Origin of the sequence: Paracoccus sp. NBH48, assembly GCF_015390265.1 — a bacterium.
GTDB lineage: Bacteria > Pseudomonadota > Alphaproteobacteria > Rhodobacterales > Rhodobacteraceae > Paracoccus > Paracoccus marcusii.
The window spans coordinates 431,902-451,787 of record NZ_VUOJ01000002.1 but is presented as its reverse complement, the minus strand read 5'-3'; the positions used below and the strand labels follow the sequence as shown (position 1 = coordinate 451,787).

Annotated in this window: 21 protein-coding genes; 19 read left to right on the top strand and 2 right to left on the bottom strand. The window is 68.6% G+C overall.

Features of this window, described 5'->3' with window-relative positions; translation table 11 throughout:
• Positions 1–129: 129 nt before the first annotated feature.
• Positions 130–672 carry a biotin transporter BioY gene (locus F1642_RS05755; protein WP_194885731.1) on the bottom strand — a complete coding sequence of 181 codons (543 nt, stop codon included), beginning with the start codon at positions 670–672 and terminating at the stop codon, positions 130–132.
• A gap of 392 nt (positions 673–1,064) precedes the next feature.
• Here F1642_RS05755 and F1642_RS05750 point away from each other — a divergent pair, with 392 nt between their 5' ends.
• From F1642_RS05750 to F1642_RS05710, 9 genes are all read left to right on the top strand, one after another.
• On the top strand, positions 1,065–3,350 hold the full coding sequence (locus F1642_RS05750) for a putative monovalent cation/H+ antiporter subunit A (RefSeq protein WP_194885730.1): 2,286 nt from the start codon (positions 1,065–1,067) through the stop codon (positions 3,348–3,350).
• Position 3,351: 1 nt separating this feature from the next.
• Positions 3,352–3,768: a Na+/H+ antiporter subunit B gene (locus F1642_RS05745; RefSeq protein ID WP_045998858.1), complete on the top strand. Its 417-nt coding sequence runs from the start codon at positions 3,352–3,354 to the stop codon at positions 3,766–3,768.
• 7 nt (positions 3,769–3,775) lie between these two features.
• Positions 3,776–4,144, top strand: coding sequence for a Na+/H+ antiporter subunit C (locus F1642_RS05740; protein ID WP_232303266.1), 369 nt, complete (start codon positions 3,776–3,778; stop codon positions 4,142–4,144).
• Positions 4,141–5,640: a Na+/H+ antiporter subunit D gene (locus tag F1642_RS05735; RefSeq protein WP_194885729.1), complete on the top strand. Its 1,500-nt coding sequence runs from the start codon at positions 4,141–4,143 to the stop codon at positions 5,638–5,640. Before F1642_RS05740 ends, F1642_RS05735 begins: the two co-directional genes overlap by 4 nt.
• Positions 5,637–6,113 carry a Na+/H+ antiporter subunit E gene (locus F1642_RS05730; RefSeq protein WP_194885728.1) on the top strand — a complete coding sequence of 159 codons (477 nt, stop codon included), beginning with the start codon at positions 5,637–5,639 and terminating at the stop codon, positions 6,111–6,113. Before F1642_RS05735 ends, F1642_RS05730 begins: the two co-directional genes overlap by 4 nt.
• Before the next feature lie 5 nt (positions 6,114–6,118).
• Positions 6,119–6,409 (top strand): monovalent cation/H+ antiporter complex subunit F, encoded by a 291-nt coding sequence (locus F1642_RS05725; RefSeq protein ID WP_052715060.1) that lies wholly within the window; start codon positions 6,119–6,121, stop codon positions 6,407–6,409.
• Positions 6,406–6,765: a monovalent cation/H(+) antiporter subunit G gene (gene mnhG, locus F1642_RS05720; RefSeq protein WP_052715061.1), complete on the top strand. Its 360-nt coding sequence runs from the start codon at positions 6,406–6,408 to the stop codon at positions 6,763–6,765. Before F1642_RS05725 ends, mnhG begins: the two co-directional genes overlap by 4 nt.
• A 111-nt stretch (positions 6,766–6,876) precedes the next feature.
• The gene (gene rnd, locus F1642_RS05715) at positions 6,877–8,046 is read left to right on the top strand and encodes a ribonuclease D (protein ID WP_194885754.1); all 1,170 of its coding nucleotides are present in this window, start codon (positions 6,877–6,879) and stop codon (positions 8,044–8,046) included.
• A 3-nt stretch (positions 8,047–8,049) separates the two neighbouring features.
• Positions 8,050–9,033, top strand: coding sequence for a GNAT family N-acetyltransferase (locus tag F1642_RS05710; RefSeq protein WP_194885727.1), 984 nt, complete (start codon positions 8,050–8,052; stop codon positions 9,031–9,033).
• Here the strand turns inward: F1642_RS05710 and F1642_RS05705 are convergent.
• A complete protein-coding gene (locus F1642_RS05705) occupies positions 9,030–9,803 on the bottom strand; it encodes a PAS domain-containing protein (RefSeq protein ID WP_370582797.1) in 774 nt (257 codons plus the stop codon). The genes F1642_RS05710 and F1642_RS05705 overlap by 4 nt on opposite strands.
• Before the next feature lie 194 nt (positions 9,804–9,997).
• Between F1642_RS05705 and gmk the strand changes: the two genes are divergently transcribed.
• The 10 genes from gmk to F1642_RS05655 all read left to right on the top strand — a co-directional run bounded on the left by gmk (position 9,998) and on the right by F1642_RS05655 (position 19,861).
• Positions 9,998–10,630: a guanylate kinase gene (gmk, locus tag F1642_RS05700; RefSeq protein ID WP_194885752.1), complete on the top strand. Its 633-nt coding sequence runs from the start codon at positions 9,998–10,000 to the stop codon at positions 10,628–10,630.
• The gene (locus tag F1642_RS05695) at positions 10,627–11,151 is read left to right on the top strand and encodes a gamma carbonic anhydrase family protein (protein WP_194885726.1); all 525 of its coding nucleotides are present in this window, start codon (positions 10,627–10,629) and stop codon (positions 11,149–11,151) included. The genes gmk and F1642_RS05695 overlap by 4 nt, the downstream gene beginning before the upstream one ends.
• Positions 11,152–11,155: 4 nt before the next feature.
• Complete coding sequence (locus tag F1642_RS05690) at positions 11,156–12,262, top strand: ATP-binding protein (protein ID WP_194885725.1); 1,107 nt, start codon at positions 11,156–11,158, stop codon at positions 12,260–12,262.
• Positions 12,263–12,336: 74 nt separating this feature from the next.
• A complete protein-coding gene (gene rpiA / locus F1642_RS05685; RefSeq protein ID WP_045998866.1) occupies positions 12,337–13,089 on the top strand; it encodes a ribose-5-phosphate isomerase RpiA in 753 nt (250 codons plus the stop codon).
• A gap of 1 nt (position 13,090) precedes the next feature.
• Entirely contained in the window at positions 13,091–14,470 is a 1,380-nt protein-coding gene (gene gorA / locus F1642_RS05680) for a glutathione-disulfide reductase (protein WP_194885724.1), read from the top strand.
• Positions 14,471–14,585: 115 nt separating this feature from the next.
• A complete protein-coding gene (gene hflK, locus F1642_RS05675) occupies positions 14,586–15,884 on the top strand; it encodes an FtsH protease activity modulator HflK (RefSeq protein ID WP_194885723.1) in 1,299 nt (432 codons plus the stop codon).
• Entirely contained in the window at positions 15,884–17,095 is a 1,212-nt protein-coding gene (hflC, locus tag F1642_RS05670; protein WP_084693626.1) for a protease modulator HflC, read from the top strand. The genes hflK and hflC overlap by 1 nt, the downstream gene beginning before the upstream one ends.
• A gap of 374 nt (positions 17,096–17,469) precedes the next feature.
• The gene (locus F1642_RS05665; protein ID WP_232303267.1) at positions 17,470–18,867 is read left to right on the top strand and encodes a DegQ family serine endoprotease; all 1,398 of its coding nucleotides are present in this window, start codon (positions 17,470–17,472) and stop codon (positions 18,865–18,867) included.
• A 100-nt stretch (positions 18,868–18,967) separates the two neighbouring features.
• Positions 18,968–19,291 carry a 2Fe-2S iron-sulfur cluster-binding protein gene (locus F1642_RS05660; protein WP_045998869.1) on the top strand — a complete coding sequence of 108 codons (324 nt, stop codon included), beginning with the start codon at positions 18,968–18,970 and terminating at the stop codon, positions 19,289–19,291.
• A 138-nt stretch (positions 19,292–19,429) separates the two neighbouring features.
• Positions 19,430–19,861 (top strand): DUF2141 domain-containing protein, encoded by a 432-nt coding sequence (locus F1642_RS05655; protein ID WP_045998870.1) that lies wholly within the window; start codon positions 19,430–19,432, stop codon positions 19,859–19,861.
• Positions 19,862–19,886: the final 25 nt, after the last annotated feature.

Below are 19,886 nucleotides of genomic sequence, written 5' to 3'. Positions count from 1 at the left end.
CCTGCTGGCTTGGACGCAGTCTGGGCGCAGGCGGGGCAGGGGAAAAGCCCCGATGGTGGGGCGGACGCGGGGTCACCATGCGAAACGGGGCCCGCATGGGGCCCCGTCGCGGTCATTCGGCGGTCTGGTTCAACCGCGGCGGGTGACCGCCTGCAGGGTCAGCGCGCCCAGGGCGATCTTGACCATGTCGCCCAGGATGAAGGGCGCGACGCCCACGGCAAGCAGCCGGTCGGCCGGCACGAAGGCCGACAGCCAGATCAGGCCGGGCACATAGATCGCCACGGTCCCGGCCAGCATCGCCACCGCCCGCATGCCCAGGTCGCGGCCCTGCGCCAGCGCGCCGGTCACGATCATGGACAGGGCCATGCCGATCAGGAAGCCGGTGGTCGGGCCCGCCAGATAGGCCAGGCCCAGCCCGCGTTCCGGCGAACCGGCAAAGACCGGCAGCCCGGCCAGCCCCGCCGCCATGTAGGCCCCCATCGCGGCCAGGCCGAGGCGCGGCCCCAGACCGGCGGCGATGACCAGCACAGCCAGCGTCTGCAGCGTCATCGGCACCGGCCAGAACGGCACCTGCACCTTGGCGCCAAGCGCGATCAGCGCGGCGGCGGCCAGGGTCAGTCCGATCTTGGCGCCAAGGCTTTGTTCGGCGATGCGGTCGCGTGCGAGCAGCATGGGATGTCCCTTTCATCGAGATGTCGCGAATCGAGGGCAGCCTGCTGCGCCCCGGTTGCCGCGCATCAGACCCCAAACGGGGGGGCACGCACAAGCCTTCAGATGACAGGCGCCGGACATGCGGCCGCAAGGCCCTGTCGACGCGGCATTTTCGATGCTCGAAACGCTGCGCCAAAATGTCGCAATCCGGCGACCGCAGGGGTCACCGGACGGATGCGGCCGGAAACCCGATACCTATTTACAGGGCGCGCGCGCACGTAAGGGCGGCCACCGTGCCTCGATGCGCAATTTTCGGTCGTCAGCGCCGATTTAGCCGCCCCAAGCGACTGTTTTCCGCCGACCAAGGGTGCTAAGCCATCCGCCAATTGCATGCCGCGACAAGGGTTCGAGACATGGCTGACGACTATCCATCGGTGGACCGCGTCATGGGAGGGCCTGCGGGCTGGATCTCGATCGCGTTCCCGACGATCCTGTTCCTGTACTTCCTGGGACTGCTGCCGGAAATCGCGCAAGGCCCGCAGGTCTATGGCTTTGACTGGGTGCCCTCGCTGGGGGTGCAGCTGTCGGTCCTTCTGGACGGGCTGTCGATGACATTCGCCCTGCTGATCACCGGGATCGGCGCGGCGGTCACGCTGTATTCGGCGCGCTATCTGGGCGATCACCCGGATTATCCGCGTTTCGTCAGCTATCTGCTGATGTTCATGGTCGGCATGCTGGGCCTGGTCCTTGCCGACAACCTGATCATGCTGTTCGTGTTCTGGGAGATCACGACCATCGCGTCCTATCTGCTGATCGGCTTCAACGCCGACAGCGCGGCGTCGCGCCGGTCCGCGCTGCAGGCGCTGCTGGTGACGGGGACGGGGGGCCTGATCCTGCTGGCCGGCCTGATCGTCCTAGGCACGGTCGCGGGCACGTCGCAGCTGTCGCAGATCGTGACGATGGGCGACATGATCCGCGCGCACCCCTGGTACCTAGGCATCGTGCTGCTGTTCCTGGCGGGCGCGTTCACGAAATCGGCGCAGGTGCCGTTCCACTTCTGGCTGCCCAACGCGATGGCGGCCCCTACGCCAGTATCGGCCTATCTGCATTCGGCCACGATGGTGAAGGCGGGCGTGTTCCTGATGGCGCGCATGAACCCCGCGCTGGGCGGGACGGATGCGTGGTTCTGGATCCTGACGCTGTTCGGCGGGGTCACGGCGGTCTTCGCCTCGGTCATGGCGCTGCGCCAGACCGACATCAAGCAGGTGCTGGCCTATACCACGCTGATGGCACTGGGCACGCTGACCATGTTCATCGGCGCGGGCACGCATTACGCCATTGTCGCGGCGATGCTGTTCCTGGTGGTGCATTCGCTCTACAAGGCGGCGCTGTTCCTGATGATCGGCATCGTCGATCATGCCACCGGCACGCGCGATGCGGGCGTCCTGGGCGGCCTGTCCAAGGCGATGCCGCTGACCGGGCTTGCCGCCGCGCTGGCCGCGATCAGCATGGCGGGCATTCCGCCGATGATCGGCTTTATCGGCAAGGAATTCATGTACAAGGCCGGCTTGGGGCTGGACGGGTTCGGCGCGTTCTGGGTCACCGCGATGGCCTTCGCGGCATCGGTCCTGATGTTTGCCGTCGGCGGCATCGTCGCGCTCAAGCCGTTCCGCGGCGATTTGCGCCCGACCCCCACCACTCCACATGAGGGGCCGTGGGCGATGCTGGCGGGTCCGCTGGTCCTTGGCGCGCTGTCGCTGATCTTCGGTCTGCTGCCGGGCGTGCTGGGCCACTACCTGGTCGGACCCGCCACCCATGCCGTCTTCGGAGAGGTCCGCGAGGTGCACCTGTACCTGTGGGGCGGCATCAACATGGCGCTGATCCTGTCGCTGCTGACCTTCCTGGCCGGCTGGCTGGTCTATCGCCGCCATCAGGCGATCCGCGACCGCCTGGCCGCGTTCGAGGCGCGCAGCCCGATCGATTTCGACGCGGGCTGGGACCGTCTGCTGGACGGGTTCAAGGCCTTCGCCGCCTGGCAGACCAACCTGATCCAGACCGGCAGCCTGCAGCGCTACATGGCCGTGATGTTCGCGACCTTCGTTGTGATGGTCGGCGGCTCGTATCTGATCAAGGGCGCGTTCCAGGGCGTGCCGGGCCTGTCGGCCGAGGGCGTGCACCCGATCCAATGGACGGTGCTGGGCCTGATCGTGGCGGGCGCGATCCTGACCGTCTGGACGCACAGCCGCATGACGGCCATCGCCGGGATGGGCGCGTCGGGCATCGGCGTGTCGCTGATCTTCATCATGTTCAGCGCCCCCGACGTGGCCATCACGCAGCTGCTGGTCGAGGTGCTGGTCGTCGTGCTGGTCAGCGTTGTCATGCTGCGCCTGCCCTATCTGCCGCGCCGGTCCAAGACCCGGTTCCGCACTGGGCACGCGGTCATCGCGGGGGGCGCGGGCCTGGTCACGACCTTCCTGCTGATGTCCGTGATGGCGACCGATTTCGACCGCCGCCTGACGTCCTTCTTCGAGGCCGCGTCCTATCCGGAGGCGCATGGCCGCAACATCGTCAACGTCATCCTGGTCGACTTCCGCGCCTTGGATACGTTCGGAGAGATCACCGTCGTGGCCATCGCCGCCATCGCCGCGTTCGCCCTGCTGCGCGGTGCCACCCGCCGCAAGCCCGAGGAGGAGAGCTGAGATGCAGTCGCTGATCCTGACCACCACCACGCGCCTGCTGGCGGCCCTGCTGCTGATGTTCTCGGTCTATGCGCTGCTGCGCGGGCACAACCTGCCCGGCGGCGGCTTCATCGGCGGGCTGATCGGGGCCACGGCGTTCATCCTCTATACCATCGCCACCTCGGTCGAGGAGGCGCAGGCCGCGCTGCGCATCGATCCGTCGAACCTGGCGATGGCGGGCCTGGGCGTCGCGGCCCTGGGGGGCATCGGCGCGGCCTTCGCGGGCCAGCCCTTCTTCACCGGACAGTGGCTGTTCCTGTTTCGCGACGGCGACAGCTATGTGCCGCTGTCCACCGTCCTCGTCTTCGACATCGGAGTCTACATGGCCGTCTTCGGCGGAATCCTGACCCTGGTCTTTGCCCTGGAACAGGAGATCTGATTTGGAAATGCTGCTTGCCCTGTCCGTCGGCGTCCTTGTCGCCGCGTCGGTCTATCTGATGCTGGACCGCAACATCCTGCGCTTCCTGTTCGGGCTGGCGTTGCTGTCGAACGCGGTCAACCTGCTAATCTTTGCCAGCGGCCGTCTGACCCCAGGCGCGCCCCCGCTGATCGATGCGGGCGAATATGCGCCCACCGGCGTGGTCGCGAACGCCCTGCCGCAGGCGCTGGTGCTGACCGCGATCGTGATCGGGTTCGGCCTGCTGGCCTTCACCCTGGCGCTGGTCTATCGCGCGTTCATGACCCTGGGCACCGTCAACAGCGACGAGATGCGCGTGGCCGAGCCCGTCGACGCGGGCAAGGAGGCCGGGAAATGAGCTGGCTTCTGGTCTATCCGATCCTGATCCCGCTGCTGACGGCGGTCCTGTCCTATCTGTTCCGCAAATCGCCCGCCGGGCGCTGGATCTCTGTCGCGGGGACGGTCGCGCTCTTGCTGGCCAGCGTCGTCCTGATGGCCGAGGTGCTGGAGGAGGGCGTCGTCGCCGCCCAGATGTCGAACTGGCAGGCGCCCTTCGGCATCACGCTGGTGGCCGACCTGCTGGGTGCGGTCATGGTCGTCATCACCGCCATCACCGGCCTCGCCACCGTGATCTATACCCTGTCCGAAATCCCCGAACGTTTGGAACGGCTGGGTTTTCACGCCCTGCTGCAGACGCTGCTGATGGGCGTCTGCGGGGCCTTCGTCACGGGCGACCTGTTCAACCTGTATGTCTGGTTCGAGGTCATGCTGATCTCCAGCTTCGGCCTGCTGGTGCTGGGGGCCAGCCGCGAACAGCTGGACGGCGGCATCAAGTACGTGCTGCTGAACCTGGTCTCGACGATTATGTTCCTGGCGGGAACCGGTCTGCTGTACGGCCTGACCGGCACGTTGAACATGGCCGACCTGCACCTGGCCGTCCGCGAGGTCGAGAATACCGGCCTGCTGACCACTGTCGCGGTGATGTTCATGGTGGCCTTCGGCGTCAAGGCCGCGCTGTTCCCGCTGTTCTTCTGGCTGCCCGCCTCCTATCACACGCCCCCGGTGGCGGTGTCGGCGATCTTCGCGGGCCTGCTGACCAAGGTGGGCGTCTATGCCCTGATCCGGATGTTCACGCTGGTCTTCGACCAGGATGTCGGGTTCACGCACACGATCCTGCTGTGGGCGTCGGTGGTGACGATGGTCACGGGCGTTCTGGGCGCGGCGGCGATGAACGACTTCCGTCGCATCCTGTCATTCCACATCATCAGCCAGATCGGCTACATGGTCCTGGGACTGGCGCTATACACGCCGCTTGGCCTGATGGGGGCGGTGTTCTACCTGGTCCACCATATCATCGTGAAGGCGAACCTGTTCTTCGTCGCGGGCGTGGCCAAGCGCATTGCCGGATCGACCGATCTGGCACGCATCGGCGGCCTTTACGCCCATGCGCCGGTGCTGGCCTTCCTGTTCCTGATCCCGGCATTCTCGCTGGCGGGCTTTCCGCCGCTGTCGGGCTTCTGGGCGAAATACGTGGTCGTCAAGGCCGCGCTGGACCTGGAAATGTGGTTCGTGGCCGGGGTGTCGCTGGCGGTCGGTCTGCTGACCATCTTCTCGATGACCAAGATCTGGGGCTCGGCCTTCTGGCCTGCGCATCCCGACGGGGTCAAGCCGCGCCTGTCGGACCTGCCGATGGGCGACCGGATGGCGCTGATGCTGCCGATCGTCGCGCTGGCCGCGCTGACCTGCATCATCGGCCTGTTCCCGGAATCCTTCGTGCTGTTCGCCGAACGGGCGGCCGCGCAGCTGCTTGATCCGACCGACTATGTCACGACCGTCCTGGGGGTGCAGCCATGAACCTGTTCGCCATCAACATGGTGCTGGCCTTTGCCTGGGTCGCGCTGACCGGCGGGCTGACCCTGGGGGGACTGACGACCGGCTATCTGGTCGGCATGGCCGCGATGTGGCTGGTCCGTCCGCTGTTTCCCGATACCGGGGTCTATTTCCGGCGCCTCTACTACTGGACGCGGCTGATCGTGATGTTCGTCTATGAACTGGTGGTCAGCTCGATCCCGGTCGTGCGCGACGTGCTGACGCCCGGACAGTCGTCGCAGCCCGCGCTGATCGCGGTGCCCATCACGGTGACAACCGACCTGCAGATCACGCTGCTGGCCAACTTCATCTCGCTGACCCCGGGCACGCTCAGCCTCGACGTGTCCGGGGACCGCAGCACGCTGTATATCCACGCAATGTTCGGCGACGACCCGGACGCGATCCGCGCGCAGATCCGCGACCGGTTCGAGGTCTGGGTCCGCGAGGCGACGGAGTGAACGACATGACCCTGCTGGAATTTGTAATCCTGTTCGGCTTTGCCCTGGTGATCCTGGGCGTCGTGCTGGCCGCGATCCGGCTGGTGCGGGGGCCAAGCCTGGCGGACCGGATCGTGGCGCTGGACCTGATGACGGTGCAGCTGGTCTCGTTCGGCGGCCTGACGGCGCTGCTGTCGGGCAGCGCGGGCTTTCTGGACGTGGCCGTCGTGCTGGCACTGGTCGGCTTTCTGGCGACCGTGTGCCTGGCGCGCTATCTGGAGCGTCGCATCCTGCTCAAGGCGGAGGAACTGACATGATGCATGACATCATCGTGGCGATCTTGGTGCTGTCCGGCGGCATCTTCTGTTTTGCGGCGGGGATGGGGGTGCTGCGGCTGCCCGACCTGCTGACGCGGATGCATGCCTCGACTAAGGCGGGAACGCTGGGTTCGGGCCTGATCCTGGTGGCCGTGGCCGTGCAGTTCGCCGAAGGGACGGTCATCGCGCGGGCGGTGGCGGCGATCCTGTTCTTGCTGATGACCGCGCCGGTCGCGGCCCATCTGATCGGCCGTGCGGCCTTTCGCACGGGCGTGCCGATGGTCGACCGGACCGTCTGCGAGGACGGCGTGGCCGACGCGCTGCGCGCCCGTCCGGGCGAGCAGGCGCCGGACTAGGGCCTGTGCCCCGGCGGCGGGCGACGGGGCTTTTCAACGCGCTGCCGTGGGCGTAAAGCTGTCCAATTGGCGGACGAACCGCCCGATCTGAAAGAGCGCATGAGCCAGGACATCCCCACCATCACCCGCACCGAAGACCTCGCCCGTTTCTGCGAGGCCGCAAAGCTTGCCCCCTATGTAACCGTCGACACGGAGTTCCTGCGCGAGCGGACCTATTGGTCCAAGCTGTGCCTGATCCAGCTGGCGATCCCGCCGGCATCGACGGCCAAGACCGGCGGGGGCGACGCCGTCCTGGTCGATCCCCTGTCCGAGGAGCTGTCGCTGGAACCGCTTTATGACCTGTTCCGCCACGAGGCGACGGTCAAGGTGTTCCACGCCGCCCGCCAGGATCTGGAGATCTTCTATCACGACGCGCAGCTGTTCCCGGTGCCGCTGTTCGACACCCAGGTCGCGGCCATGGTCTGCGGTTTTGGCGAGCAGGTCGGCTACGAGACGCTGGTCCGCAAGATCGCCCGGGCCGACCTGGACAAGTCGTCGCGTTTTACCGACTGGTCGCGCCGTCCGCTGTCGGATGCGCAGGCCGCCTATGCGCTGGCCGACGTGACCCATCTGCGGGTGATCTATGAATACCTGTCGGCCGAGCTGAAGAAGACCGGCCGCGAGGCATGGCTGGCCGAGGAGATCGCGGTCCTGGAGGACCCCGAGACGTATATCACCCGCCCCGAAGAGGCCTGGCTCAAGGTGCGGACCCGTACCAACTCGCCCCGTTTCCTGGCGATCCTGCGCGAACTGGCGCGGTTCCGCGAAAGCTATGCCCAGGCCCGCGACATCCCCCGCAGCCGCGTCTACAAGGATGACGCGATGATCGAGCTGGCCTCGACCAAGCCGCTGACCGAGGCCGATCTGGGCAAGTCCCGCCTGCTGCTGCGCGAGGCGCGCAAGGGGGACATCGCCAACGGCATCCTGGCCGCGGTCAAGGCGGGCATGGAATCGAAGGACCTGCCCCAACCCAAGGGCGACGAACCCGGCAAGCCCGGCAATGCCGCCCTGTCGGACCTGCTGCGCGTGCTGCTGAAGGCCAAGGCCGATGCGGCTGGCGTCGCGCCCAAGCTGATCGCGTCGTCGTCCGAACTGGACGCGCTGGCCACCGGCAGCCGTGACCTGCCGGCATTGCAGGGCTGGCGGGCCGAGGTCTTTGGCCGCGACGCTTTGCGCCTGGCCGCCGGGGAGATCGCGCTGTCGGCCAAGGGCGGCGCGGTCCGGGTCGTGCCGGTCGGATAGGCGATGCACCCGCCGGTCGCCCTGACGCGCCCCTGGCCCGAGGATGCCGACGACATCGCGGCAGCCCTGGCCGATTGGGACGTCGTGCGCTGGCTGACCACGCTGCCCTGGCCCTATGGCACGGCGGACGCGCGCGATTTCATCGCGGCCGCGGGGTTGGACGAACATGCGATCCGTCAGGACGGACGACTGGTCGGCATGGTCCAGGCGGGCCGCGTCTTTGGCATCTGGATCGCACCGGACCGGCAGGGGCAGGGGATCGGCCGGCGCGCGGGCGTGCTGGCCCTGTCGCGCCTGTTCCTCTCTGGCGCGACCGAGGTGCATGCCCATTGCCTGATCGGCAACGACCGTTCAGCGCGCCTTCTGGCTTGGCTGGGGTTTCGGCCCTATGGTCGGACGGTGCTTCGGTCGCGCCCGCTGCGGGCCGAGGTTCCGGCCGAGATGCTGCATCTTGACCGTGACACGTTTCAGCAGCGCCACGCGATCGCGTTGACGACGCCGCGCCTGCGCATCGACGCGGTGACCCCGGACGACCTGCCCGCCCTGCACCGCATCGTGACCAAGCCCGACGTGGCACGGATGCTGCTGCGCTATGACCCCGCGATGACGCTGGACGATGTCCAGCCGCTGTTGCTGCAGGGCGCGCTGCTTCCGCCGTTGCGGCTGGCGGTCCGATACAGGGGGCAGGTCGTCGGCATCGTGGGCCTGTCCGAAGGCCCACCGCCGCGCCTGAACTATTTCCTGGACCCCGCCCTTGCCGGGCAGGGCTTGGGGCAGGAGATGGTCGCCGCGGTCTTTGCCGAACTGGTGGCCCGGTTCGACCCGCCCGAGGTTCTGGCAGGCGCCTTCGTCGACAATGATGCGTCGCGCAAGATCCTGAAGAACCTTGGTTTCCGTCGGGGCGAGGACCTGGAGCTGCAGAGCCTGGGGCGTGCGTCGCCGGCGCCGGCCGCGCTGTATCGCTGGCGGCCGGGGCTGCTGGGCTAGGCGTCGGGCTGCCGGGGCTGGATGACCCGGAACAGAGCGCGCCGTTCCTCGGGGGTTTCGGCCTGTGGGAAACCGCGCAGGGGCTTTTCCGCTGCGGGTTTGTCCGGCACGGCCCCGCGCGGCTTGAAATCGGCGCGTCCTTCGGCAAAGCCGATGGCCGAGGGCGAGGGCTTGACCGTCGTGCCGCCTTCGATGATCGGCATGACCTCGTCCGCCAGGATGTCGAACCGGCGCGGCGCGATGCCGGTGTCGCCCTCCGCCACCAGGCAGCCCAGGGCGCGGGTGACGTCGCCCAGATCCGACCGAAGCGGCAGCAGCAGCATCTGGGCGTTCAGCTGCGGGCGGCCATAGTCGGGCTTGCCCTGCAGCGTCAGCCGCGCCATCTGGGGCGCCTTGAACACGCTTTCCAGCACGTCCGAGAACCGCCCCCGCGACGAGGTGTTCAGGAAGGCGCAGACGGGCATGCCGCGCACCTCCATGCCCATCAGGTCGATCAGGTGCCGCCCCGCCAGACGCAGGCGACCCGCGCCCGGCGCGATGCGTTCCAGGATGAACGCGTAATCCAGCGTGCGCGCGATGCCCCGCGGATCGACATCCGACCGCGCCGGGATCGCCCGGCCCTTGCGGATGCCGTCCCAGTATTCGCGCATCTCGCGCAGAACGCGGTCCGGCGTGCAGGTCTCATAGTCCTGCAGGCGCACGATCCGTCCCATGGCGTCCTGGGACGGCATTCCCGGCTTGGTGTCTGGTCCGTCTTCCCGGTCCGGCACGGTCAACCCTTTACTCTCTCCGGCCACGGCCGGTCACTGCTCACCCCTGACAATAGCGCGTTCCCCGCCCGCTCGCCGAGTCATTTAATGAACGAATGGTTAAGATGCCTTCCGGTTGCGGGTCTTGACCCCTGCGGCGCGACGGGGCATCCCCGGACGCATCGCGACCAACCGCCAGGGAACATGCCGCCATGATCGAACGCACCGGCCTGATGGTCATCCTGTCATCGCCCTCCGGGGCGGGGAAATCCACGCTGGCCAAGCGGTTGATGGACTGGGACGCGGGGCTGCGCTTTTCGGTCTCGGCCACCACGCGGGCGCCGCGGCCCGGAGAGATCGACGGAGAGCATTACCATTTCACCACCCGAGACGGCTTTCTGCGGATGGTCGCCGAGGGGCAGATGCTGGAACATGCCGAGGTCTTCGGAAACCTTTACGGCAGCCCGCGCGGGCCGGTCGAACAGGCGATGCTGGCCGGGCGCGACACGCTGTTCGACGTGGACTGGCAGGGCGGCCAGCAGATCCGGGCATCGGCCCTTGGGGCGCATGTCGTGTCGATTTTCGTGCTGCCGCCGTCGCTGCCCGAACTGGAACGCCGCCTGCGCGGCCGCGGCCAGGACAGCGACGCGGTCATTGCCGGGCGCATGCAGAAAAGCCGATCCGAGATCAGCCACTGGGCCGAATACGATTACGTTCTGGTCAACGACGACCTGGACCAGACCGAGGAGCGGATGCGTGCCATCCTGACGGCGGAACGCCTGCGTCGCGACCGGCAGGCGGGGCTGGGCGCCTTTGTCCGCGACCTGATGTCCGAAGGTGTCGCATGATCTGGTCGCTGGACGGGATCACGCCGCAGATCGACCCGCAGGCCTGGGTCGCGCCGGACGCGCAAGTGATGGGGCGGATCGTGCTGGCGCCGGGGGCCTCGGTCTGGTTCGGGGCGGTTCTGCGCGGTGATACCGAGGTGATCGAGGTGGGGCAGGGCAGCAATGTCCAGGACTTGTGCGTGCTGCACACCGATCCGGGCCACCCGCTGGTGATCGGGGCCGATTGCACGATCGGGCACCGTGCGATCCTGCACGGGTGCCGGGTCGGCGACGGTGCGCTGATCGGCATGGGGGCGACGGTGCTGAACGGCGCGATCATCGGCGCGGGTGCGCTGATCGGGGCAGGGGCGCTGATTCCCGAAGGCAAGGTGATCCCCGACGGCGCGCTGGTCATGGGCGCCCCGGGCCGCGTCGTCCGGATGCTGGACGCCGATGCGCAGGCGGGGCTGCGGGCATCCGCGGCGCGGTACCGGGACAACGCGGCGCGGTTCCGGGCCGGGCTGTCGCCGGCGGGGGACTGACGCTATGGCGGCCGGGCCGCGCCGGGTCGAAGGGTTCCTGGACGGCATTCCGCTGCCCATGCTGGCCGTCGACCGCGAGGCGCGGGTGATCGCCGCCAATCCGCTGGCGCTGGCGCTGTTCGGTCCGGGCCTGGTCGGGCGACCGTTCGTGACCGTGCTGCGCCATCCTGCCATCGTGCAGGCCGTGGACTGGGTCCTGGACCCGGAGGGGGTGCCTGCGCCCACGCCCGATCAGACGCTGCCCACGGCGCCGGACGGGGTCGCTACCCTTCGCGCCACCTGCGTCGCCGACGGCCGCGAGATCTTGGCCGAAGTGACGGTGGCGCCCCTGCCAAGCCCACTGGGGCGCGGCGCGACGGTCGCCGTCCTGGACCGCAGCGTGGCCGAGGAGGCCGAGCAGATGCGCCGCGATTTCGTGGCCAATGTCAGCCACGAGCTGAAGACCCCCCTGACCGCCATGACCGGCTTCATCGAGACGCTGCGCGGTCCGGCGCGTGACGACGCCCGCGCCCGCGACAGGTTCCTGGACATCATGGAGCGCGAGGCCGCGCGCATGAACCGCCTGATCAGCGAGCTGCTGTCGCTGAGCCGGGTGCAGGCCGAGGAGCGGTCGCGCCCCTCGGGCCGGGTCGATCTGCCGGGACTGCTGCGCGGAACGCTGGCCATGCTGGCGCCGCGCATCCAGACCGCCGGGGTGAGCGTCGCGACCGAGGGGCTGGACATCGACCTGCGCCTGCCCGGCGACGGCGACCAACTGACCCAGGTGTTCCAGAACCTGATCGAGAACGCGGTAAAATACGGCGGATCGGGCGGCGTGCTGCGCGTCACGCTGTCGCGCATCGCGCACGAACCGCTGCTGCGCGGGCCGGCCTGGGCCGTGGCCATCGAGGATCGCGGCGACGGCATCGAGGAGCAGCACCTGCCGCGCCTGACCGAGCGGTTCTATCGCGTGGACACCCACCGGTCGCGCGAACAGGGCGGTACCGGGCTGGGTCTGGCCATCGTCAAGCACATCGTGAACCGCCACCGCGGCCGGCTGCGGATCGAGAGCCGGGTGGGGCAGGGCAGCCGCTTTACCGTGATCCTGCCCGAAGGGCTGGCGCGCGGCTGACGGGTCGCGGCCTCTCGCCCTTGGCGGTGGCTTGGCCTATAAGCGGGCGAACGGATTTTTCAGGGGATGTCGTCATGTCGCAATCACCGCAGGTCGATCCCGCCAAGCTGGCCGCCGCCAAGGCGGCGGTCGCGCTGGTCGAGGACGGGATGAGGCTGGGCCTTGGTACCGGCTCGACCGCCAGCGTCATGGTGCGCGAACTGGCCGCCCGCGTGCAGGCCGAGGGTCTGTCCCTGCGCTGCGCCGCGACGTCGCGCGCCACGGCCGAGCTGGCCGAGAGCCTGGGCCTGCGCATCGAGAGCCTGGACGACATCGGCTGGCTGGACATGACCATCGACGGCGCGGACGAGGTCGATCCCGACCTGCACCTGATCAAGGGCGGCGGTGCGGCGCATCTGCGCGAGAAGATCGTGGCCGCCGCCAGCGACCGCATGGTGGTCATCGCCGATCCCGGCAAGGTGGTCGAGACGCTGGGCGCCTTTCCCCTGCCGGTCGAGGTGCTGGAATTCGGGTTCGAGACCACGCGCAAGCTGATCCGCCGCGCGCTGGAGGGGCTGGAGCTGGGCGAGCACGACATCCTGCAACGCCTGAAGGGCAGCGACCCGGTTGTCACGGACGAGGGTAACCTGATCCTGGACCTGCATCTGGAGGTGATCCCCGATCCGTCCGGCCTGGCGCGGGCGCTGTCCTGCATTCCCGGCGTCGTCGAACACGGGCTGTTCCTGGGGATGTGCGATCTGGCCATCATCGGCCGCGAGGACGGCAGCGTGATCGAACTGGCGCGCAACGACATCGACGCCGACATGCTGGCGCAGGAAGGGGAATGACGTGACCTTCGACTATGACCTGTTTGTCATCGGCGGCGGCTCGGGCGGGGTGCGCGCGGCGCGGATCGCGGCGGGCGAGCACGGCGCCAAGGTCGGCCTGGCCGAGGAGAGCCGCATGGGCGGCACCTGCGTCATCCGCGGCTGCGTCCCGAAAAAGCTGATGATCTTTGCCTCTCAGGCCGGGCTGATGACCGAGGAGATGCGCGGCTATGGCTGGTGCGACGCGCAGGCCGGGGCGTTCGACTGGGAGGTGTTCCGCGAGAAGCTGGACGCCGAGCTGTCGCGCCTGGAGGTGATCTATCGCGCCGGCCTGACCCGCGCGGGGGTCGAGATCCACGACCAGCGTGCCACGCTGGACGGCCATCACCGGGTCCGGCTGGCCGACGGTACGACGAAGACCGCCCGCCACATCCTGATTGCGGCCGGCGGCCGTCCCGCGCCCATCGGCATTCCCGGAGAGGAGCTGGCGATGATCTCGGACGACCTGTTCCTGATGGACAGGCTGCCGGGGCGCATCCTGCTGGTCGGCGGCGGCTTCATCGCCTGCGAATTCGCGACGATCCTGGCGGGGCTGGGGGTGGACACGGTGCAGGCTTATCGCGGCAACGCGGTGCTGCGCGGTTTCGACCGCGAGGCGCGCGACCTGGCGACGCTGCAGCTGAGCGCGGTGGGCGTGGACCTGCGTCTGGGCCTGACGCCCGCGGCGCTGGAACGCGACGGCGACGGCATCCGCGTGCGGTTCGACGACGGATCGGACGATCGTTTCGACGCCGTGCTGATGGCGACCGGGCGCGACCCCTATACCCGGGGCCTGGGCCTTGAGACGACCGAGGTCCGCATGAAACCCAACGGCGCGATCGAGGTCGACGAATGGTCGCAAACCTGCGTGCCATCGATCTTTGCGGTGGGCGACGTGACCGACCGCGTCAATCTGACCCCGGTCGCGATCCGCGAAGGGCATGCGTTTGCCGACACGGTGTTCGGCGCACGGCCCCGGACGGTCGATCACGGATTGGTCGCCAGCGCCGTCTATCTACGCCCGCACGAGCTGGCCAGCATCGGCCTGACCGAGGAGGAGGCCAAGGCCCGCGGTCCGGTCGACGTCTTCGCGACGACCTTCCGACCCATGCGGTCGATGTTCGCGGGCAGCGACGCCAAGGTGATGATGAAGCTGCTGGTCGATCCGGCGGACGACCGCGTGCTGGGCTGTCACATCTTCGGCCCCGAGGCTGGGGAGATGATCCAGCTGGCCGCCATCGCCATCACCATGGGCGCGACCAAGGCGCAGTTCGACGCGACCGTGGCCGTCCACCCCACCGCGGCCGAGGAGTTGGTGACGATGCGCCAGCCCGCGCGCCGGCATCAGGGCGTGGCGGGCTGACAATCCCGTGGGCGCGGCCTTGGGTCGCGGCCAGGGGCGGGTGTCAGGGTTGACATTTCGGCCCCGCGCCCCAGTTTTCAACTAACGGAAATTTCTACGAAAGAAGGTCTATCGGATGGCAAATCAGGGCCCCTGGGGCGGAGGCGGCGGCGGCAACGGCGGCCGGGATGACGGGGATCGTGACAAGAAGCCTGCCGGCCGTCCCTGGGGCGAACAGCCGCCCCCCGGCGGGCCGCGCCGTCCGAACAACGATCCGCAGCGCCCCGAGATCGAGGACCTGATGAAGAAGGGCCAGGAACGCCTGCGCGTGCTGATGGGCGGTCGCGGGACCGGCGGCGGCACGGGCGGGGGTGGCGGCGGCGGTCGCAGCCCGATGGGTCCGAACTTCGGCCTGAACCGCTCGACCCTGGTCGTGGCGGGCCTGGCAGCGGTCGGCCTGTGGGCCTTTGCCAGCTTCTATCGTGTCCAGACCAACGAACAGTCGGTCGAGTTCCTGTTCGGCCGCGCCATCGCCGTGGGGACCGAGGGTCTGAACTTTGCCCCCTGGCCCGTCGTCACCGCCGAGGTCGTGCCCGTCACGAACGAACGCGTGACCGAGATCGGCACCGGCCAAGCCGGCCCGATGGACAGCGGCCTGATGCTGACCAGCGACCAGAACATCGTGAACATGGAATACCAGGTGGTCTGGAACATCCGCGATCCGCAGATGTACCTGTTCAACCTGGCCGACCCCGCAGACACGATCCGCGCCGTGTCAGAGGCGGCGATGCGCGACATCATCGCGCGCAGCGAACTGGCCCCGATCCTGAACCGCGATCGCGGCGTGATCGCCAGCGACCTGCGCGCCGCCGTGCAAAGCACGCTGGACAGCTATCAGTCGGGGATCAACGTGATCCGCGTCAACCTGGACCGTGCCGACCCGCCCGAGGAGGTCATCGACGCCTTCCGCGAGGTGCAGGCCGCCCAGCAGGAGCGTGACCGTCTGCAGAACGAGGCCGACGCCTATGCCAACCGCGAACTGGCCGCGGCCCGGGGTCAGGCGGCCCAGATCCTGGAACAGGCCGAAGCCTATCGCGCCGAGGCGGTCAACACCGCCGCGGGTGAGGCCGCGCGCTTCAACTCGATCTACGAGGAATATGTGAACGCGCCAGACGTGACCCGTCGCCGGATGTATCTGGAGACGATGGAGCAGGTTCTGGGCGGCGTGAACAAGATCATCATCGGCGAGGGCATCGGCGGTGGCGAGGGTGGCTCGGGCATCGTGCCCTATCTGCCGCTGGACCAGCTGCGCGGCACGGGGCAGGGCGGCGCCACGCCCCCGGCGCCGACCGCCGGCCAAGGCGCGGGCCAGACCACCGGCACGCAGGCGGGCACCCAGCCCGGCACCACCACGACCAGCGGAGGGACGAACTGATGGCTGCGCGCAAGAACCTGCTGACCGCCCTGGCCCTGCCGGCCGTGGTCGTCGTCGCCGTCCTGGCCGGATCGGCCCTGTTCATCGTGGACGAGCGGGAAAAGGCGCTGGTGCTGCGTCTTGGCCGGGTCGTCGACGTGCAGGAGACGCCGGGCCTGAACTTCAAGCTGCCCTTCATCGACAACGTAGTGAAGTACGACGGGCGCATCTTGGGTCTGCCGACCAGCCCGCTGGAGGTCACCCCGCTGGACGACCGCCGCCTGGTGGTCGACGCATTCGCCCGCTGGCGCATCACCGATCCGGTCCGGTTCCGTCAGGCGGTCGGCGTGCAGGGCATCCAGGCCGCCGAAATGCGCCTGGAGCCGATCGTGATCGACGCCATTCGCGGCGTTCTGGGTACGGTGCCCTCGACCTCGGTCCTGTCGGATGACCGGACCAGCCTGATGAACCAGATCCGCGACGAGGCGCGGTCGAATTCGGGCGGTCTGGGGATTGAGATCATCGACGTCCGCCTGACCCGCACCGACCTGCCCGAGCAGAACCTGAACGCGACCTATGCCCGGATGCGGGCCGAGCGTGCCCGCGAGGCCGCCGACGAGGTCGCACGCGGCAACGAGGCTGCGCAGCGTGTCCGCGCCGCCGCCGACCGGACAGTGGTCGAGCTGACCTCCGAGGCCGGCCGCCGTTCCGAGATCGTCCGAGGCGAGGCCGACGCGCAGCGCAACGCGATCTATGCCGACGCCTATGGCCGCGACCCCGAGTTCTTTGCCTTCACCCGCTCGCTGACCTCGTATCAGCGCGCGCTTCAGGGCAGCAACAGCTCGCTGGTGATGCAGCCGGACAGCGAGTTCTTCAGCTATCTGTCCAGCGACGGGGCCGCGAACGCCAACCCCGCATCGACCCCGGTGCCGCCGGGCAATTCGGCCGAACGGCTGGGCCTGAACGGTCCCGCCGAAACGCCCGAAGGCGAGGAGCTGGTCGTTCCCGAGGTGGTCGACCGCGACGGCAACCGCCTGGGCGAATCCGCCGGGATCGAGTTGACCCCGGTGCCCGAGAACCTGGCCACGCCCCCGCAGGAGCCGTCCGAGATCCTGTCGCCGGACGCCCCGGTGGAGGGCGCTGCCCAGAGCGAGGATGCGCCAGCCGAGGAAGCCCCGGCCCCCGAGGCCCCGGCCGAGGATACGGCGGCGGAACCCACGCCCGCCAACTGACGAACCCGAGGCGGGCGGAGGGAAACCTTCGCCCGTTTCTGCAATGAAAATCACGATCTGTTCACAAGTCGAGAGCGTGGTTTATTTGCCACGGCACCCTACATTGGCGTCATATCCAACAGGCAGTCCGGGCACCCGCCCCTGATCGCTGCCGTCGAGAGATGAGGACATCCCGCATGAAACCGCTTTTCCCTCGCCATATCCTGACCGCGTCGGCACTGGCGCTGGCGGTGGGGCTTGGCCAAGCCGGCGCGCAGGCCGTCGACCCGGCCAATGACGACGTGCCCCCCGAGGTCAGCCAGCAGGCCCAGGAGGCCGCCGAGGCCAACCAGCCGCTGGGGGCGGATGCCGCGACCGCCGACACGTCCCAGGTAATGCCCGGCAGCTTTGCCGACCTGGCGCAGCAGGTCTCGCCCGCGGTGGTGAACATCACCACGACCTCGGTCGTGTCGCAGCCGACCGGCGGGCCGGCCTTCCCCGAGGGCAGCCCCTTTGCCGACCTGTTCCGCGAATTCGGCCTGCCCGGCGGCCCCGGTGCACCGGAAGGGATGCCGACGCCCCGCAGCCCGCAGCGGTCCAACGCGCTGGGTTCGGGCTTCGTCATCTCGGCCGACGGGTTCATCGTCACGAACAACCATGTCATCGAGGGCGCCGACCAGATCGAGATCGAGTTCTATTCCGGCGAGACGTTGCCCGCCGAGGTGGTGGGTACCGACCCGAACACCGACGTGGCCCTGCTGAAGGTCACCAGCGAGACGCCGATCCCCTTCGTCACTTTCGGCGACAGCGACAGCGCCCGCGTGGGCGACTGGGTCCTTGCGCTTGGCAACCCGCTGGGTCAGGGCTTTTCGGCCAGTTCCGGGATCGTGTCGGCGCGCAACCGCGAGCTGTCGGGGACCTATGACGACTATCTGCAGACCGACGCGGCGATCAACCGCGGCAACTCCGGCGGGCCGCTGTTCAACCTGAAGGGCGAGGTGATCGGCGTGAACACCGCGATCCTGTCGCCCAACGGCGGATCGATCGGCATCGGTTTCTCGATGGCGTCGAATGTCGTGTCGCAAGTCGTTGAACAGCTGCAGGAATTCGGCGAGACCCGTCGCGGGTGGCTGGGTGTCATGATCCAGGATGTGACCCCGGAAATGTCCGAGGCGATGGGTCTGAACGTGGCTGGCGGCGCGATGATCACCGACGTTCCCGAAGGCCCGGCGCGCGATGCAGGCCTGCAGACGGGCGACGTCATCACCAGCTTTGCCGGCACCGAGGTCGAGGACACCCGCGGCCTGGTCCGCCGCGTGGCCGAGGCCCCGGCCGGAGAGACCGCGCAGGTCGTGGTGATGCGCGACGGCGACGAACTGACGCTGGACGTGACCCTGGGTCGCCGCGAGACGGCGCAGAACGGCGCGTCGGAATCGCCCGCGGCGGCAGAGCCGTCGGAGAGCGATGTCCTGGGCATGACCGTGACGGTGCTGACGCCTGAAATGGCGGCCGAGTTGGGTGCGCCGCGCGACGCGACCGGCCTGGCGATCACCGGCATCGACCCCGAGGGTGCGGCCGCCGAGAAGGGCCTGGCCCCCGGTGACATCATCACCGACGTCAACCAGCAGTCCGTCGCCAGCGTGGCCGACCTGAACGCCCGCATCGACGAGGCCCGCGAGGCCGGTCGCCGGTCGGTCCTGATGCTGATCCGCCGTGGCGGAGAGCCGCTGTTCGTGGCACTGCCCCTGTCAGAGACCGCCCCCGCGGACGAGGACACGGCTCCGGTCGAATAAGCCGCGGCCCATGGCAAAAGAGGGGCGGCCTTTCGGGGCTGCCCCTTTTCAATGGCCGTCCGATCCCGTAATTCCGGGGAACACAAGGGAACAAGCACTCATGGCGAAGATTACCTATATCGAACACAACGGCACCCGCCACCAGGTCGAGGTCCGCCCCGGCATGACCGTGATGGAGGGTGCGCGCGACAACGGCATCCCCGGCATCGACGCCGATTGCGGCGGCGCCTGCGCCTGTTCGACCTGCCATGTCTATGTGGCGCCGGAATGGACGGACAAGCTGCCGCCGGTGGACCCGATGGAGCAGGACATGCTGGACTTTGCCTACAAGCCTGACCCCGAGCGGTCGCGCCTAACCTGCCAGCTGAAGGTGACCGAGGCGCTGGACGGCTTGGTCGTGCAGATGCCCGAACGCCAGATCTGATCGTCCCTCACGGTGACGTGTCGATGGCCGCGCCCGCAAAGGCGCGGCCATCTGCGTATCAGGCCCTGGCGGCGGTTGTCCGGCACCGCGTTTCGTGGTGACCTGCCACGTCATGTCACGACCGTCACGGGGGAACGGATGCAGCATCGTCGCAGGATCGGGATCGCGGCCTTGGTCGCCGCAACCACGCTGGCCGCGCCCGCGATCGCGGGCACCATCCAGGTGACGGTGACCGGCATCCCCGATGACCGCGGCGTGCTGGCCTGCAGCCTGCATGCCGATCCCGCGGGGTTTCCCGACGGGGCGGGCGCGGTCCATGACGCGTCCCCGCCGCGCGGTGGCCAGGCTGTCTGCACGTTCGAGGGCGTGACGCCGGGGCGCTATGCGGTGGCGGTGCTGCATGACGCGAATGGCAACGGGCGGCTGGACACAAACGTGCTGGGAATGCCGCAGGAACGCTGGGGCATTTCTGTCGGGCCTGCACCGCGCCTGCGCGCGCCGCGCTTTGACGAGGCCGCGTTCGACATGGGCACCGACCCGCTGCAATTGCGGATCGACCTTGATCCGTGACTGCGACCCGTTGAACGACAAGGAT

Coding starts and splice junctions, on each gene's coding strand:
- F1642_RS05755 (WP_194885731.1), bottom strand. CDS start 672: ATGCTGCTCGCACGCGACCGCATCGCCGAACAAAGCCTTGGCGCCAAG.
- F1642_RS05750 (WP_194885730.1), top strand. CDS start 1,065: ATGGCTGACGACTATCCATCGGTGGACCGCGTCATGGGAGGGCCTGCG.
- F1642_RS05745 (WP_045998858.1), top strand. CDS start 3,352: ATGCAGTCGCTGATCCTGACCACCACCACGCGCCTGCTGGCGGCCCTG.
- F1642_RS05740 (WP_232303266.1), top strand. CDS start 3,776: ATGCTGCTTGCCCTGTCCGTCGGCGTCCTTGTCGCCGCGTCGGTCTAT.
- F1642_RS05735 (WP_194885729.1), top strand. CDS start 4,141: ATGAGCTGGCTTCTGGTCTATCCGATCCTGATCCCGCTGCTGACGGCG.
- F1642_RS05730 (WP_194885728.1), top strand. CDS start 5,637: ATGAACCTGTTCGCCATCAACATGGTGCTGGCCTTTGCCTGGGTCGCG.
- F1642_RS05725 (WP_052715060.1), top strand. CDS start 6,119: ATGACCCTGCTGGAATTTGTAATCCTGTTCGGCTTTGCCCTGGTGATC.
- mnhG (WP_052715061.1), top strand. CDS start 6,406: ATGATGCATGACATCATCGTGGCGATCTTGGTGCTGTCCGGCGGCATC.
- F1642_RS05710 (WP_194885727.1), top strand. CDS start 8,050: ATGCACCCGCCGGTCGCCCTGACGCGCCCCTGGCCCGAGGATGCCGAC.
- F1642_RS05695 (WP_194885726.1), top strand. CDS start 10,627: ATGATCTGGTCGCTGGACGGGATCACGCCGCAGATCGACCCGCAGGCC.
- F1642_RS05690 (WP_194885725.1), top strand. CDS start 11,156: ATGGCGGCCGGGCCGCGCCGGGTCGAAGGGTTCCTGGACGGCATTCCG.
- rpiA (WP_045998866.1), top strand. CDS start 12,337: ATGTCGCAATCACCGCAGGTCGATCCCGCCAAGCTGGCCGCCGCCAAG.
- hflK (WP_194885723.1), top strand. CDS start 14,586: ATGGCAAATCAGGGCCCCTGGGGCGGAGGCGGCGGCGGCAACGGCGGC.
- hflC (WP_084693626.1), top strand. CDS start 15,884: ATGGCTGCGCGCAAGAACCTGCTGACCGCCCTGGCCCTGCCGGCCGTG.
- F1642_RS05665 (WP_232303267.1), top strand. CDS start 17,470: ATGCCCGGCAGCTTTGCCGACCTGGCGCAGCAGGTCTCGCCCGCGGTG.
- F1642_RS05660 (WP_045998869.1), top strand. CDS start 18,968: ATGGCGAAGATTACCTATATCGAACACAACGGCACCCGCCACCAGGTC.
- F1642_RS05655 (WP_045998870.1), top strand. CDS start 19,430: ATGCAGCATCGTCGCAGGATCGGGATCGCGGCCTTGGTCGCCGCAACC.